Source organism: Kitasatospora sp. NPDC059088, assembly GCF_042738155.1.
In the GTDB taxonomy this organism is placed as follows: Bacteria; Actinomycetota; Actinomycetes; order Streptomycetales; family Streptomycetaceae; genus Kitasatospora.
Map to the genome: position 1 here is coordinate 19,841 of NZ_JBHYGR010000067.1, position 14,028 is coordinate 33,868.

The following is a 14,028-nucleotide window of genomic DNA, read 5'->3' on the forward strand; positions in this document are numbered from 1 at the left end:
GCCTCGGCGGCGCCGTCTCCCTCGCCGTCGTAGCGGCCCCGCCCGCCGCCGCCTCCCCGCGTGGGTGGGCTCGGCCGGCCCGCCCCCGCGCGCCGCGGGTCGGCGGACTGCACCTGCAGTTCGGCTCGGACGCCTCGCGCGAGGTCACGGTCTCCTGGCACACCACCGCGTCCGTCTCCAACCCCCGGGTGATGTACGGGACTTCGCACGGCGGCTTCGGGCGCACCGAGCAGGCCGAGACCCGCACCTACCGGGACGCCAACTCCGGCACCGAGGTCCAGGTGCACCACGCCCGGATCGGCGACCTGCACCCCGACACGGACTACGTGTACGCGGCCGTCCACGACGGCGCCACCCCCGAACTCGGCACCGTCCGCACCGCCCCGCGCGGCCGGGCCGCCTTCACCTTCACCAGCTTCGGCGACCAGGGCACCCCCACCCTCGGCAAGCAGACCGCCAACGGCTACGCCAACGACAACCTCGGCAGCCCGGCCGCGGGCGACACCACCGCCGGGGTCGAGCGGGTCGCCCCGCTGTTCCACCTGCTCAACGGGGACCTCTGCTACGCCAACCTCTCCACCGACCGGGTCCGCACCTGGTCCGACTGGTTCGAGAACAACACCCGCTCGGCCCGCCACCGCCCCTGGATGCCCGCCGCGGGCAACCACGAGAACGAGAAGGGCAACGGCCCGATCGGCTACGGCGCCTACCAGGCCTACTTCGACCTCCCGGACTCCGACGCCGACGACGAACTGCGCGGCCTCTGGTACGCGTTCACGGCCGGCTCGGTGCGCGTCATCAGCCTCAACAACGACGACGTCGCCTACCAGGACGGCGGCAACAGCTATGTGCACGGCTACTCCGGCGGAGCCCAGCAGCGCTGGCTGGAGCGGGAGTTGATCGCCGCCAACGCGGACCCGGGGATCGACTGGATCGTGGTCTGCATGCACCAGGTGGTGATCTCCACCGCCGACAAGTTCAACGGCGCCGACCTCGGCGTCCGCGAGGCCTGGGTGCCGCTGTTCGACAAGTACGGCGTCGACCTGGTGGTCTGCGGCCACGAGCACCACTACGAGCGCTCCCACCCGATCCGCGGCCAGCAGCCCACCGACACCCGCACCCCGATCCCGGTCGCCACCGGCACCGAGACCGTCGACACCACCCAGGGCACCGTCCACATGGTCATCGGCGGCGGCGGCACCTCCGCCCCCTCCAACCACCTCTTTTTCACCCCGCCCAAGGCCCGGGTGATCACCGGCGTCGGCCCGGTCGACCAGGCCACCGGCAAGCGGCCCCCGGTCTACGTGATCGAGGACGCCCCCTGGTCCGCCTTCCGCGACGCCCAGAACCCGTACGGCTTCGCCGCCTTCGAGGTCGACCCGGGCGAGCGCGGCGGCCGCACCAGCATCGCCGTCACGTACTACTCCGTGAGCGGCCCGTACGGCGACCTCGTCCCGGTCGACCGCTTCACCCTCACCCGCCCGCGCGGCCTGCGCGGCGGCGGCCGGGGGCGCTGACCCTCCCCGCCCACGCCCGGGGGCGCGCTCAGGCGCCCCCGGGCACCCCCCGGGCACTCCTAGATGTGGGTCCACCCGCCGTTGGCGAGGAGTCCGAGCGGGCCCGCGAGGAGCAGGGCGGCGAACGCCGTCCCCACCCGGCCGCGGTTGCGCCGGCCGGTGAGCAGCAGCATGACGCCGGACGGGAGGGCGAAGACGAACACCGGCAACGGGAGCAGCAGGAACGGCACCGAGCACACGGCCTGGACGCCGAGCTGCAACCAGCCGACCGTGAGGCAGGCACGCCGGAAGCCCGGCTCGCGCGGTACGGCCAGGGGCAGCACCGTCATCCCGAGGAATCCGACGTACAGGCCCCAGAACCAGGCGTTGCCGTCCCCCCACCACACCCCGCCGACGGCCCACGGCATCCAGGCGACACCGGCCAGCGCGACGAGGACGCGCCCACTGGTCCGGACCCGGCCGCGGACCAGGGTGGCACGTGGCTCCCTCGGCCGGTCGGTGAACGCGGCCTCGGCCGCGAAACCGGGCTGCGCCGGCAGTGACTCGCTCATCCCTACCCCCGTGAGAACGATCCCGCGAACGATTTGAACGTGTTCAACATAGCGCTCCGGCCGTCACCCGGAAAGCCGGGGGGGTACCCCCGCGTCACCGCCCCGGCAGGGTGCAGCACACCTCCCAGCCCGAGGGACCGGACGGGCCGGCGGTCAGGGCGCCCCCGTGGGCGGCGGCCCGGGCCGTCAGGCCCGCCAGGCCGGTGCCGCCCGCGCCCGGGCGGCGGCGCAGCCGGGGCCGTCGGGCGGCCGGCCCACCGGTGTCGCCGACGGTCACCCGTACCGCCCGGCCGTCCGGCTCGGCGGCCACCCGGACCGTCACCGCGGTGGCCTGCGGGGCATGCCGGCGGACGTTGGTCAGGGCCTCCAGGACGACGGCGTACGCGGTGGCCCCGGCCTCGGCGGCGAGCAGTCCGACGGCCTCCGGGGCGAGCTCCACGGTGGCGCGCGGGCCACCCGTCGTACCGAAGCGCTCCACCAGCTCCGGCAGGTCGGCCAGGCCGACCCGGCGGGTGGTTCCGGCCGCCGCCCGGCCTTCGCGCAGCGCCCCGACCATCTCGTCCATCGAGTCCAGCGCCCGCAGCCCCGCCTCCTCCAGGCGTCGCAACAGGGCGGCCGTCTCCTCCGCCTGCTGGCCCGGGAGCTGGCCGGCCTGGGCCTCCAGCACGATGCCGGTGATCTCGTGGGCGACGAAGTCGTGCAGCCCGCAGGCGACGTCCAGCCGCTGCTCGCGCCGCGCCCGCTCGACGGCGCGCTCCCGCCGGACGTCCAGCACCCGCAGGTAGAGGCTCGCCCCGGCCACCCCGAGCACCGGCAGCAGCGAGAACAGCACGCCGCCCACCGGCCCGGCCGCACCGCCCTGCGGCATCCGGAGCACGAACCGCAACGGGAGCAGCACGGCCGCGAGCGAGACCAGCCCACCGACCGGCCAGGCCCGGCGCTCGGGCAACCGGCGGACGGCCCGGTACAGCACGCCCAGCAGCGCGAGCCACTCCAGCGGCAGCCAGAACGCGGGCAGCCGGTACGGCCCCGGGTAGCCCAGGTCGACCAGCAGCGAGACCCCGGCCGGGCCGGCCGCCGCGGCGGCGAGCGTGACGCGGCCGAGCGGCCAGGGCAGCAGCGCCACCGCGGCTGCGAACGCGGCCGTCAGGGCGAGCAGCAGGGCCGCCCCGCGCTCCCCCGGATGAGCGAGCACGACGGGCGCGAGCAGCAGCAGAGCGGTGGCGACGGCGGGCCAACGGCGGCGCCGGGCGGGGCGGGACTGACGGTCGGTGCGCACTCCGCCGAGCCTACGGGCCGCTCTCCCGGGGGAGGCCCGCTCCTCCCCGCGCAGGAGGCGACTCCCCTCCGCAGCGGGAGGTCAGGACGGTTCGGACGGGCCAGACTCGATGCCGTCGGAACAACCCCCGCAACGGAGGACGGATCACCGTGGATCTCCGAGCGCCAGGGCGCGGTAGCGTTCATCCGCACGACCGGCCCGGCCCTCTGGAGAAGCAGATGCACCCCGACCGCCCGATCCCGACCGGGCCGACCGAAGCCGGCACGGGGTTCAACGACCCTACCGGGGAGGGCCGTTGAACCCCGCGCCCGAACAACCGCAACTCGAACAACCGCAACCCGAACAGCCTCGGCCCGACCAGCCTCGGCCCGACCGGCCGCAGGCCGACCGGCAGCAGTCCGACTACGCCCGACTCGCCGCCCTCGGGCCGTACTTCGCCCTCGACACCGCCCCCGACACCGACCCCGCCGGCCCCCCGCCGCCCGGCTTCCGCCCGCTGCCGGAGCTGTACGGCACCGGCCCGGACGCGCCACTCCCCGCCCGGATCCGGGTGGTGGCGCAGCGCCTGGGCACGGCCGAACTCCGGGTCGCCGCCTCGATCCTGCACCTCGGCCTGGCCGCCCGCTTCTGGTCGGTGGGCATCGGCTCGGCCGTCCTGCTGGGGACGGTCCCGACCCTGGACCACGCCTGGGTGCGGATCCCGGACCATGGACCGATCGACCTCTGGACGCCGCCGGAACCGGTCCGCCCGGAGCCCGGGGACCTCGTCGATCAGCTCCACCGATCCGTCCTGATCGGGCAGTTGGAGCCACTGGCCGCAGCAGTGCGCGCCGCCGTGCCGCTCTCGGCACGCCTGCTGCGCGGCAACGCGGCCTCCGCGCTGGCCGGGACGCTCCGGGTACTGAGCCCCCGGGCGTCGCTCCCGGCCCGGGAGTTGGTCACGCGGCTGCTGGACCGTCCGCCCCTGGCGGGCTCCGGCACGCTGCACACCGGCCCGCGCGGGGCCGCGTTCCGCCGGACGAGCTGCTGCCTCTACTACCGGACCGGCCCGGGCGCCGGGCTCTGCGGGGACTGCTGCTTCACCCGGCCGCCGGCCCGGCGGAACCCACCGGAAACCCGCTGAGGCCCGCACCCGGCTTGTCCGGAGCCGGGTGCGGGCCACTTGTTCCCCACCCGGTTCCGATGCCCTCGCACCGGGTGAAGTCCTTTCGGGTGGACGGTCCTCAGACCGCGACCGCCTCCTCCATCTCCTCCTCGGCCTCGGCCGCCGCCTCGGCCCGCGCCGACACCGCGCGGCGCCCGCGGCCCTCGTACGCCGCCGCGGCGACCAGGGCCGCCCCGCCCAGCAGCAGCCAGACCACCAGGGTCAGCACGTGCCCGCCGAGGCCGGCGCCGCCGTCGAAGTACAGGATGTCCCGCGCGCCCTCCAGGTAGCCGGCTCCGGTCCAGAAGCCGTGCAGGGCCCCGAAGAACCCGTTCTGCAGTTCGGGCCGGTAGATGCCGCCGGAGGAGGTGAAGTTGAGCATCACGAACAGCACCATCAGCGCCAGCGTGGTCCACTTCTTCAAGAAGCTGTGCAGGCCGGTGCCGATCAGCACGATGCCCGCGGAGTAGAGCCAGCCGAGCGCCCAGACGGCGGCGTAGTCGTGATCGACCACGTGGAAGAGCGGACCGGCGGTGGCGATCCCGATCACGCTGACCACCAGCGAGACGGCCACGCCCACCAGGGCCCGGATCCGCATCGGCAGCCCGGCGCCGGCCGCGCCGATCACCGCGACGCTGGCGTAGGAGCCGATGCTCAGCGCGACCAGCAGGAAGAACAGGCCCTGGCCGGTCGGGTCGCCCTCGGCGGGGGTGGTGAGGTCGGTGACGTGCAGCGGGACGCCCTGCCGGTCCGTGACGTTGGTGAACACCGCCGTGGCGGCCACCACCGAGGTGTCGGAGTTGCCCTTGGCCACGATCAGCTCCGGGTTCCGGGCGTCCGGGACGAAGGCGCCGACCAGGTCGCGGTCGCGCAGCAGCTGCTCGGCGGCGGAGCGGTCGGCGACGGTCCGCACGTCCAGCGCGGCACCGGCCTTGCCCTGGATGGTCTGCGCCAGCCCCTGGGCCTGCGGTCCGGCGCCGACCACGGCGACCTTGAGGTGGTGGGGCTCGGGCTGGTGGAAGGCGCCCTGGTAGGCGAGGGCCATGCCGAGGCACATCAGCAGCGGGGTGAGCAGGTGGACGGCGAGGTGCTTGAGCGCGTGCCCCGGGGTGGGCGCCGCGGTGGGGGTCTGGGGTGTGCTCATGGCGTTCGTACCGTCCTCCGGCGATCTCTTCGATGATGGTGGCACATACAACCAATGTAGGTGGCAAATGCAACCATCTATGGATGTAGCTTACAACCATCTGACGCGGATCGGAAGCCGCCCGGAAGCCGGGCCGCCCGGAGCACGCCCCGACGGCCCGGCGGCCCGACGACCGGCAGCCCGGCAGCCCGGCAGCCCGGCAGCCCGGCAGCCCGGCTCAGCCCAGCTCGAACACCCCGTACGAGAACCCCTCGGCCCGCAGCTCACCGTCCACGACCCGCACCCCCTGCACCTCCAGCGGCCGCACCGCTCCCCCGCCCGGGAGGCCCGCCAGCCGGACCGCCCCCGGCTCCCGGCGCGGGTTCACCGCCACCAGGTACCGCCCGGACCGCACGTACACCAGCGGGTACCCGGCCTGCCGCACCTCCACCCCGCCGGCGGCGCCCAGCCCGGGGTGGGCGCGGCGCAGCGCGATCAGGCGCCGGACGGTGTGCAGCAGCGAGGTCGGGTCGGCGCGCTGGGAGAGCACGTCCGGGCGGTGCGGGTCAGGGTCCGGCGGCAGGTAGCACCGCTCGGGCGCGGCCGTCGAGAATCCGGCCGACGGGCCGGGCGTCCACTGCATCGGGGTCCGCGACCCCGCCCGGTTGAAGCGCGGGCCGAGCACGCTGCCCTCGACGTCCGGCAGTCCGGGCAGGTAGCGCATGCCGATCTCGTCCCCGTAGTAGACGGCGGGCAGGGTCGGCCAGGTGAGCAGGAAGGCGAAGGCGGGGGCGAGTTGCTCCCCGGAGCGCGGGGCGGTGGCCAGCCGGGAGAAGTCGTGGTTGGCGGTGGGCAGCACGATGTGCCCGTTGCCCTCGGTGAGTTCGGCGGCGGAGCGCCAGGCGTCCAGGAAGGTCTGCGGGGTGCCGCGCCCCTCGGCCTCGAAGTAGCACGGGCCCTGCTGCCAGAATTCCTCGACCGTCCCGCCGCCGTTGTTCCACAGCGACCGCAGCGGGAGGCCGTGGTCGTCCCCGCCGAAGTGCAGGAAGAAGTCGGCGTGGAACCCGGCCGCGACGGCGGCGGCCGGTTCGCCCCACTCGGCGAGCAGCGCGGCCTCGGGGTGGGCGCGGTCCAGCCAGTCGCGCAGCTCGGTCCAGAGCTTGGCGGTCTCCACCCGGCCCGGGTCGTCCTTGACCAGCGAGTACGCCATGTCCACCCGGAAGCCGGCCACGCCGAGGCCCAGCCAGTGCGCCATGATGTCGCGCAGTGCCGCCCGGTTGGCGCGCGGGCCCTCGGCGTCCACCGGCTGCCGCCAGGGCTCCGACGAACTCGTGCGCGCGTAGCCGAAGTTGAGGGCGGGCTGACAGTCGAAGAAGTTCGGCCGGTACCAGCCCGGCCGGCTCCCGGGCGAGGCGACGAAGCCGTCCACCGGCCGGTCGGACCAGATGTAGCGCTGGTCGGCCGGGTCCTCGGCGGAGGCCAGGAACCAGGGGTGGCGGTCGGAGGTGTGCCCGGCGACCAGGTCCAGCAGGATCCGGATGCCCTTGCCGCGCGCGGCCTCGACCAGCGCGACCAGGTCCTCGGTGCGGCCGTAACGCGGGGCCGGGGTGAGGTAGTCGGTGACGTCGTACCCGGCGTCGCGGAACGGCGAGGCGAAGCAGGGGTTGAGCCAGACGGTGTCCACGCCCAGCCAGGCGAGGTGGTCGAGGTGCTCGGTGACGCCGGTGAAGTCGCCGATGCCGTCGCCGTCGGAGTCCGCGAAGGACTGCGGGTAGATCTGGTAGAGGACGGCGTCGGCCAACCAGTCGGGGCCGGGGCGGGTCGAGGTCATGGGGCGGGTCCTCCTGTCGGGTCCGGGGGCCGCCCGGGCCGGGGGCCGAGGGGCCCGGGGTGGGCCGGGTGCCACCGATTCTCGTCCGATCCCGGCCGTCCCGACAGCCCGCCGCGCACCTTCACCGAACCGCCGCCGGGCCGGCGCCGCGCGGCCCCCGCTCCGCAGGAAGCGGCTACGCCCCCGCCGCACAGGCCCGGGTGAACGCCCGGGCCCGCCTGGTGATCTCCGCCCAGTCCCCCGCCTCCACCACCGCCGGCGGCACCACGTCCGTCCCCGCGCACACCGCGAGCGCCCCCTGTGCCAGGAACTCGGCCGCGTTGCCCGCGTTCACCCCGCCCGAGGCCACCAGCGGCACGTCGGGGTACGGGCCGCGCAGGTCCTTGAAGTAGCCGGGGCCGAACGACCGGGCCGGGAAGATCTTGACGGCGGCCGCCCCCAGGTCGACCGCCCGGGCCACCTCGGTCGGGGTCAGCGCCCCCAGCACCACCGGCACCCCGCGCGCCCGTCCGACCTCGGCGACCTCGGGCCGGCAGCCGGGGGTGACCAGGAAGGAGGCCCCGGCGTCGATCCCCCGCCCGGCCTGCTCGGCGGTCAGCACCGTCCCCACCCCGACCCGCCATCCGGACGCCGAGGCACGCTCCAGATGGTCCGTCACATTCGGTGTGGTGTAGGTGAATTCGGTGAAGCTGATGCCGCCCTCGGCGAGTGCGGCGCACAGTGCGGCGGCGTCCGGGATCCGGGGTGCGCGGACCACCGCGATCACCGGGTCGTTCCGCAGCTCGGCGAGGGCGTTCGTGCCGTTCACAGCATTCGTGGCGTTCGTGGCGTTCGTGGCGTTCATCGGGCCAGCGTTCCTCGATCGGTGCGGCGCAGGGCGCGCCCGGGCCGGGCGCCGGTGGTGCGACCCTGCCGGACGACGGCGGTGCCGTTGACGTACACGTACTGGATCCCCTCGGCGGGCAGCCGGGGTTGCTCGAAGGTGGCGGTGTCCCGGACCCGTTCGGGGTCCAGCAGCACCAGGTCGGCGTGGTGGCCGGGGGCGATCCGGCCGCGCCGGTCCAGCCCCAGCCGGGCGGCGGGCCGGCCGGTCATCCGGGTGATCGCCTGCTCCAGGGTGAGCACGCCCAACTCCCGTCCGTAGTGGCCGAGGTAGCGTGGGAAGGTGCCCCAGGCGCGCGGGTGCGGCCGGGCCCCGACGAGCAGGCCGTCGCTGCCCACGGTGTGGGCGGGGTGGCGCATCACCGCCCGGACGTTCTCCTCGTGCCCGACGTGCTGGAGGACGGTGGTGGCCAACTCGTCGCGGCGCAGCAGGTCGAGGAAGACCTCCGTCCCGCCGGTCCCCCGCTCGGCGGCCAGCTCGGCGACCGTCCGGCCGACCGTCGGCGCGAGGTCGGCCGAGCGGACGCCGGAGATCTGGACGGTCGCCCAGTCGGCGACCACGCCGTGGCAGCCGTCGCTGCCGGTCCGCTCCATCGCGTACCGGATCCGCTCGCACGCGGCCGGGTCGGCGAGCCGCGCCAGGGTGGCGCCGGGGCCGCCCTCGGTGGCCCAACTCGGCAGCAGGGCCGCCAGGGTGGTGGAGCCGGGCAGGTAGGGGTAGCTGTCCAGAGTGAGGTCGACGCCGTCCGCGAGCGCCCGGTCGACCAGGTCCAGGAACTCGCCGGCCCGGCCCCGGTTGACGCAGAAGTTCATCGTGGCGTGGGTCAGGTGCAGCGCGCAGCCGGACCGCCGGGCGATCTCCACCATCTCCGCGTAGCCCTCCAACGCACCTTTCCCGTACGAGCGTTGGTGCGGCGCGTGGAAGCCGCCGTAGGCCGCGACCACGGTGCACAGCGCGGCCAGCTCGGCGGTGTCCGCGTACATCCCGGGGGTGTAGCTGAGCCCGCTGGACATGCCGACCGCGCCGTGCAGCAGGCCCTGCGCCAACACCTGCCGCATCCGGTCGAGTTCGGCCGGGGTGGGCGGGCGGTTGTCCCAGCCCATGGCGAGCATCCGCAGCGAGCCGTGCGGGACCAGGTAGCAGGCGTTGACGGCGACCCGGGTGCGGTCGATCCGGTCCAGGTACCCGCCGACGTCGCGCCAGTCCCAGTCGAAGCCCGCCGGATCGCCGTTCCATCCGGCCAGCTGCCGGCGCAGCGCGGGCAGGGTGGTGTCGTCCACCGGGGCGTAGGACAGGCCGTCCTGGCCGAGCACCTCGCAGGTGACGCCCTGGGTGACCTTGGCCGGGTGCTCGGGTTCGAGCAGCAGGGCGAGGTCGGAGTGGGCGTGCATGTCGATGAAGCCGGGGGCGAGCACCAGGCCGTCGGCGTCCACCACGGTACCCCCGCCGAGGCCCGCGCCGATCTCGGTGATCACGCCGTCGGCGATCCGCACGTCCGCCCGGTAGCGGTCGGCGCCCGTCCCGTCGACGACCGTGGCCCCCTTGAAGACGGTCGCCCCCGGGAAGGCAGCGGTTCTCTCCCCCGCCGCCATCAGAAGAACGTCCTGATCAGCCCGGTGACCTGCGGCTCGGCCGCGTCCGCTCGGTCCAGCACCGGGATCGCGGTCCACTTGTCGAAGGCCGTGCACGGGTGCGAGACGCCGAGCCGCAGCACCGCGCCGACCGGTGCGAGGTCGCCCGCGTCGCGGAGGTAGGCGTGCTGGTCGTTGAGCGCGGTGATCCGGGCGGCCGTGCCGGTCAACGCCGCACCGCCACGCACCAGTTGCGGCTCGGGCAGGCCCTCGTCGAAGGGCAGGTCGCGCTTGCCCGCGTCCAGCAGCGCGAGTTGGGGCTCGGGCCGGGAGGCCACCCGGGCCCAGCCGTGCAGCGCAGCGCGGAACGGGGTCGGCCCGCCGCCCCGGGCGAGCGGGGAGATGCCCCGGTAGAAGCCGTCGTCGTGGGCGATGTACGCACCCGAGCGGAGCACCACCAGCGCCTCCGGCAGGGCGGCCAACTCCTCGGCCACCAGGTCGAAGTAGGCGCTTCCGCCGGCCGACACCACCGGTGGCGCGCCGTCCGGGTAGGCCCCGGCGAGCCGACCGTGCAGTTCGCCGAGCGCGTTCAGGTAGCCGCGGACGGCGGCCAGCCCTTCGGCGGTGGCGTCGTGCGCGAGGGCGCCCTCGTACCCGCCGACGCCGGCCAGCCGCAGGGTGGGGGCGCGCAGCACGGCGGCGGCGACCTCGACGGCCGCGTCCACGCCGCGCACGCCGGTCCGCCCGCCCGGGCCGCCGAGTTCGACCAGCACCTCGACCGGCCGCTCGGCCCCGGCGGCGCGCAACGCCTCGTCCATCAGCCGTACGCCCTCGGTGGAGTCGGTCCAGCAGAGGAAGCCGAAGCCCGGGTCGGCGGTCAGTTCGGCGGCGAGCCAGGCGAGTCCGGCCGGGTCGAGCAGGGTGTTGGCGAGCAGGATCCGCTGGACGCCGAAGGCGCGGGCGACCCGCACCTGGGGCAGGTTGGCGAGGGTGATCCCGTGGCTGCCGGCGGCGAGTTGGGCCTGCCAGAGCTGGGGCGCCATGGTGGTCTTGCCGTGCGGGGCGAGCGCGACGCCCGCCTCGGCGCACCAGTCGGCCATGGTACGGACGTTGTGGTCGAGCGCGGCGCCGTCGAGGGTGAGCAGCGGGGTGCCGAGGGAGGAGAAGGTCGGTCCGGTGGCGAGCCAGTCGCGCGTGGTGCGGCCCCAGCTCTCCGGCGGGGCGGCCTTGAACCGCCAGTCGAGGGTCTCGTCGGCCAGCGCCGCGACCGCCCCCTCGGCGATGCCGGGCCCGTCCGCACCGCTCGCGAAGGCGCCACTGCCCGCGAGGGTGCCACGGCCCGCGAAAGTCTGCTCCACCGTCTTCCTCCATCCACCATGTTGCAACATGTGCAACGAGGGTTGCACATGTTGGCAACACGGTTCTAGCATCGGCGCCGGATCACGGTCAACGGAGTCGAACCCCACCGTCAGAGGTCGACACACCGCCGCCGCAGACGAGGAGCCCAGCAGATGCCGCCACAGGACCACCCGGGGCCGGACCGCCCCGGCCCTCCCCCGACGGCCGTGTGCGTGGGCGAGTCGATGGCCGTGCTCCTGCCCGACCGCCCCGGCCCGCTGGAGTCCGTGGACACCTTCCGGCTGTCCGTCGGCGGCGCCGAGTCCAACGTCGCCGGGGCCCTGGCCGCGCTCGGCGTGCCGACCGCCTGGATCAGCCGGGTCGGCGACGACGGCTTCGGCCGCCGCCTGCTCGCCGAGGTCGCCGCCCGCGGCGTGGACGTCTCCGGCGTCACCGTCGACCCGCACCGCCCGACCGGCCTCTACCTCAAGGAGGTCGGCGGCACCACCGGCCACCGGCACGACCTCGGCCCCGGCCGCAGCCGGCTGCACTACCACCGGCGCGGCTCCGCGGCCGCCGCCCTCTCCCCCGCGCTGCTCACCGACCCGGCCGCCGCCGGCCTGCTGGCCGGCGCCCGCCTGCTGCACCTGTCCGGCATCACCGCCGCGCTCTCCGACGACTGCCTGGCCCTGCTGCGCGCCCTGCTCGCCGACCGCCGCCCGGGGCGGCTGGTCAGCTTCGACCTCAACTGGCGTCCCGCGCTCTGGCGGGACCGCGACCCGGCCGTACTGCCGCCGCTGCTGGACGCCGCCGATCTGCTGCTGCTCGGCGCCGACGAGGCCCGGGCCGCCTTCGGCACCGACGAGCCCGCCGCGCTGCGCCGCCGCTTCCCCGCACCCGCCACCGTGGTGGTCAAGGACGCCGCCCGGCTGGTCACCGCGCTGGAGCGGGACGGCACGGCCGTCGCCGAACCGGCCCTGACCGTCGAGGTGGTGGAGGCGACCGGCGCGGGCGACGCCTTCGCCGCCGGCTACCTGGCCGGCACCCTCCACGCCCTGGACCAGCGCCGCCGGCTGCGGCTGGGCCACCTGAGCGCGGCCTGCGCGCTGACCGCGCACGGCGACCAGGCCGAACTGCCGCCGGCCCCGGTGCTGACGGCCCTGCTCGACGCCTCCCCCGCCGACTGGGCCGCCACCCGGGTCAGCGCCGAGGGCATCTACTCCCCGGCCCTGCCCGCCGCCCGCCCCTGGCGGCGGACCGCCGCGGACGCACCGGCCCTGACAGCGACCCAGGAGGCGGCCCAGGCGGTGGCCGGGGCGGCGACCCAGGCGGCCGCCGGGGCGCGCGCCGACCGGGCCCGGGCACAATGAGCACCGACCCCCGCCACCCGACCGGAGCACGAGCCCGATGAGTCAGACCGTCACCCGCGCCCTGCGCATCCTCGCCGAACTCGGCGAGGGCGAGCGCTCCCTCGACCAGTTGGCCGAGGTCCTCGGCGTGCACAAGACCACCGTGCTCCGGCTGCTCCAGAGCCTGGAGGAGGAACGGTTCGTCTACCGCGACGCGGCCTACCGCTACCACCTCGGCGCCGGCCTGTTCGCCCTGTCCGGCCTCGCCCTGGAGCAGCGCGGCATCCGCCGGATCGCCGCCCCGCACCTCGCCGAGCTGAACTCCGCCACCGGCCAGACCGTGCACCTGGCGGCCTACGAGGGCGGCGAGGTGGTCTACATCGACAAGTTCGACTCCCGCCACCCGGTCAGGATGTACTCCCGGATCGGCCTGCGCGCCGCCCTGCACAGCGCCGCCGTCTCCAAGGTCCTGCTGGCCGACCTCCCGCTGCCCGAGCGCCGCCGGGTGGTGGCCGGGATCGACTTCACCCCGCACACCGAACGCACCCTCACCACGCCCGAGGCGCTGCTCGCCGAGCTGGAGAAGGTCGCGGCCCAGGGCTGGGCGCAGGACCACGCCGAGCACGAGGCCTTCATCAACTGCGTCGCCGCCCCGATCCGGGACGCCAGCGGCCGGGTGGTCGCCGCCGCCTCCATCTCCGTCCCGGACGTCCTGCTCCCGTACGAGCAGGTGCTGGACCTGCTCCCGCAGCTGCTCGCGACCGCCCGGGCGGTGTCGGCCGACTGCGGCCGCCCCGACCACAACTGACGAACCGTCACCGAACCTTCCCCGACCGCAAGGAGCCCCGACCCCGATGTCCTCCGACAAGACCGAGATCCGCACCGACGGCGCCCCGGCTCCGGCCTGGATGTTCTCCCAGGGCGTCCGCAAGGGCCCGATCCTCCAGGTCTCCGGCCAGGGCCCGCAGGATCCGGCGACCGGCGAGTACCTCCACCACGGCGACGTGAAGGCGCAGACCCGCCGCACCCTGGAGAACGTCAAGGCCATCGTCGAGGCCGGCGGTGCCACCATCGAGGACGTGGTGATGTTCCGCGTCTACCTCACCAAGCGCGCCGACTTCCCGCTGATGAACGAGGTCTACGCCGAGTTCATCGAGGAGAACGTCAAGCCCGGCGGGGTGAAGCCGTGCCGCACCACGATCTTCGTCGAACTGCCGCAGGAGCCGATGCTGGTGGAGATCGACGCCCAGGCCGTCATCGGCTGACCACCTGACCGCCTGACCACCTGACCACCTGACCGCCCGGCGGCCTGACGGCCCGACCGCCCGACCCGCCGCCACAACACCCCGAGGGGCCGGACGCCACCAAAGCCTACCGGCCCTCGGGGACTACCACCCCCCACACCCCAGCGGACAACCGCCCCACCACCTTCCCACACACCA

12 protein-coding genes are annotated in these 14,028 nt (G+C 75.1%); 5 read left to right on the forward strand and 7 right to left on the reverse strand.

The features are described from left to right. Positions 1–1,517, forward strand: a 1,517-nt coding sequence (locus ACFWXO_RS26820; RefSeq protein ID WP_380526616.1) for a purple acid phosphatase family protein, incomplete at its 5' end; no start/stop codon positions are given. A gap of 59 nt (positions 1,518–1,576) precedes the next feature. Here ACFWXO_RS26820 and ACFWXO_RS26825 read toward each other — a convergent pair. Next, on the reverse strand, positions 1,577–2,068 hold the full coding sequence (locus ACFWXO_RS26825; protein WP_380526618.1) for a hypothetical protein: 492 nt from the start codon (positions 2,066–2,068) through the stop codon (positions 1,577–1,579). 94 nt (positions 2,069–2,162) lie between these two features. Next, positions 2,163–3,347, reverse strand: a complete 1,185-nt coding sequence (locus ACFWXO_RS26830) for a sensor histidine kinase (protein WP_380526620.1) — start codon at positions 3,345–3,347, stop codon at positions 2,163–2,165. A 295-nt stretch (positions 3,348–3,642) separates the two neighbouring features. Between ACFWXO_RS26830 and ACFWXO_RS26835 the strand changes: the two genes are divergently transcribed. Then, positions 3,643–4,470 (forward strand): (2Fe-2S)-binding protein, encoded by an 828-nt coding sequence (locus tag ACFWXO_RS26835; protein ID WP_380526622.1) that lies wholly within the window; start codon positions 3,643–3,645, stop codon positions 4,468–4,470. Between the two features lie 100 nt (positions 4,471–4,570). Here ACFWXO_RS26835 and ACFWXO_RS26840 read toward each other — a convergent pair whose 3' ends face one another. From ACFWXO_RS26840 to ACFWXO_RS26860, 5 genes are all read right to left on the reverse strand, one after another. Continuing rightward, positions 4,571–5,635: a hypothetical protein gene (locus ACFWXO_RS26840; protein WP_380526623.1), complete on the reverse strand. Its 1,065-nt coding sequence runs from the start codon at positions 5,633–5,635 to the stop codon at positions 4,571–4,573. Between the two features lie 217 nt (positions 5,636–5,852). Continuing rightward, positions 5,853–7,445 (reverse strand): alpha-amylase family glycosyl hydrolase, encoded by a 1,593-nt coding sequence (locus tag ACFWXO_RS26845; protein WP_380526625.1) that lies wholly within the window; start codon positions 7,443–7,445, stop codon positions 5,853–5,855. A gap of 175 nt (positions 7,446–7,620) precedes the next feature. Continuing rightward, entirely contained in the window at positions 7,621–8,289 is a 669-nt protein-coding gene (locus ACFWXO_RS26850) for a bifunctional 4-hydroxy-2-oxoglutarate aldolase/2-dehydro-3-deoxy-phosphogluconate aldolase (protein ID WP_380526627.1), read from the reverse strand. After that, complete coding sequence (locus tag ACFWXO_RS26855) at positions 8,286–9,920, reverse strand: amidohydrolase family protein (protein WP_380526629.1); 1,635 nt, start codon at positions 9,918–9,920, stop codon at positions 8,286–8,288. Before ACFWXO_RS26855 ends, ACFWXO_RS26850 begins: the two co-directional genes overlap by 4 nt. Continuing rightward, the gene (locus ACFWXO_RS26860; protein WP_380526631.1) at positions 9,920–11,257 is read right to left on the reverse strand and encodes an amino acid deaminase; all 1,338 of its coding nucleotides are present in this window, start codon (positions 11,255–11,257) and stop codon (positions 9,920–9,922) included. Before ACFWXO_RS26860 ends, ACFWXO_RS26855 begins: the two co-directional genes overlap by 1 nt. Before the next feature lie 153 nt (positions 11,258–11,410). Between ACFWXO_RS26860 and ACFWXO_RS26865 the strand changes: the two genes are divergently transcribed. Genes ACFWXO_RS26865 through ACFWXO_RS26875 form a run of 3 tightly spaced genes read left to right on the forward strand, consistent with a single transcriptional unit; the run spans position 11,411 to position 13,851 of the window. Next, complete coding sequence (locus ACFWXO_RS26865) at positions 11,411–12,607, forward strand: sugar kinase (RefSeq protein WP_380526633.1); 1,197 nt, start codon at positions 11,411–11,413, stop codon at positions 12,605–12,607. Between the two features lie 37 nt (positions 12,608–12,644). After that, on the forward strand, positions 12,645–13,394 hold the full coding sequence (locus ACFWXO_RS26870; protein WP_375893627.1) for an IclR family transcriptional regulator: 750 nt from the start codon (positions 12,645–12,647) through the stop codon (positions 13,392–13,394). A gap of 46 nt (positions 13,395–13,440) precedes the next feature. Then, entirely contained in the window at positions 13,441–13,851 is a 411-nt protein-coding gene (locus ACFWXO_RS26875; protein WP_375893625.1) for a RidA family protein, read from the forward strand. The last annotated feature ends 177 nt before the right edge of the window (positions 13,852–14,028 follow it).

What these genes read in the sequence shown, in the direction of transcription:
- ACFWXO_RS26855 (WP_380526629.1), bottom strand. Translation starts at nt 9,920, where the DNA reads ATGGCGGCGGGGGAGAGAACCGCTGCCTTCCCGGGGGCGACCGTCTTC.
- ACFWXO_RS26845 (WP_380526625.1), bottom strand. Translation starts at nt 7,445, where the DNA reads ATGACCTCGACCCGCCCCGGCCCCGACTGGTTGGCCGACGCCGTCCTC.
- ACFWXO_RS26850 (WP_380526627.1), bottom strand. Translation starts at nt 8,289, where the DNA reads ATGAACGCCACGAACGCCACGAACGCCACGAATGCTGTGAACGGCACG.
- ACFWXO_RS26840 (WP_380526623.1), bottom strand. Translation starts at nt 5,635, where the DNA reads ATGAGCACACCCCAGACCCCCACCGCGGCGCCCACCCCGGGGCACGCG.
- ACFWXO_RS26870 (WP_375893627.1), top strand. Translation starts at nt 12,645, where the DNA reads ATGAGTCAGACCGTCACCCGCGCCCTGCGCATCCTCGCCGAACTCGGC.
- ACFWXO_RS26865 (WP_380526633.1), top strand. Translation starts at nt 11,411, where the DNA reads ATGCCGCCACAGGACCACCCGGGGCCGGACCGCCCCGGCCCTCCCCCG.
- ACFWXO_RS26825 (WP_380526618.1), bottom strand. Translation starts at nt 2,068, where the DNA reads ATGAGCGAGTCACTGCCGGCGCAGCCCGGTTTCGCGGCCGAGGCCGCG.
- ACFWXO_RS26875 (WP_375893625.1), top strand. Translation starts at nt 13,441, where the DNA reads ATGTCCTCCGACAAGACCGAGATCCGCACCGACGGCGCCCCGGCTCCG.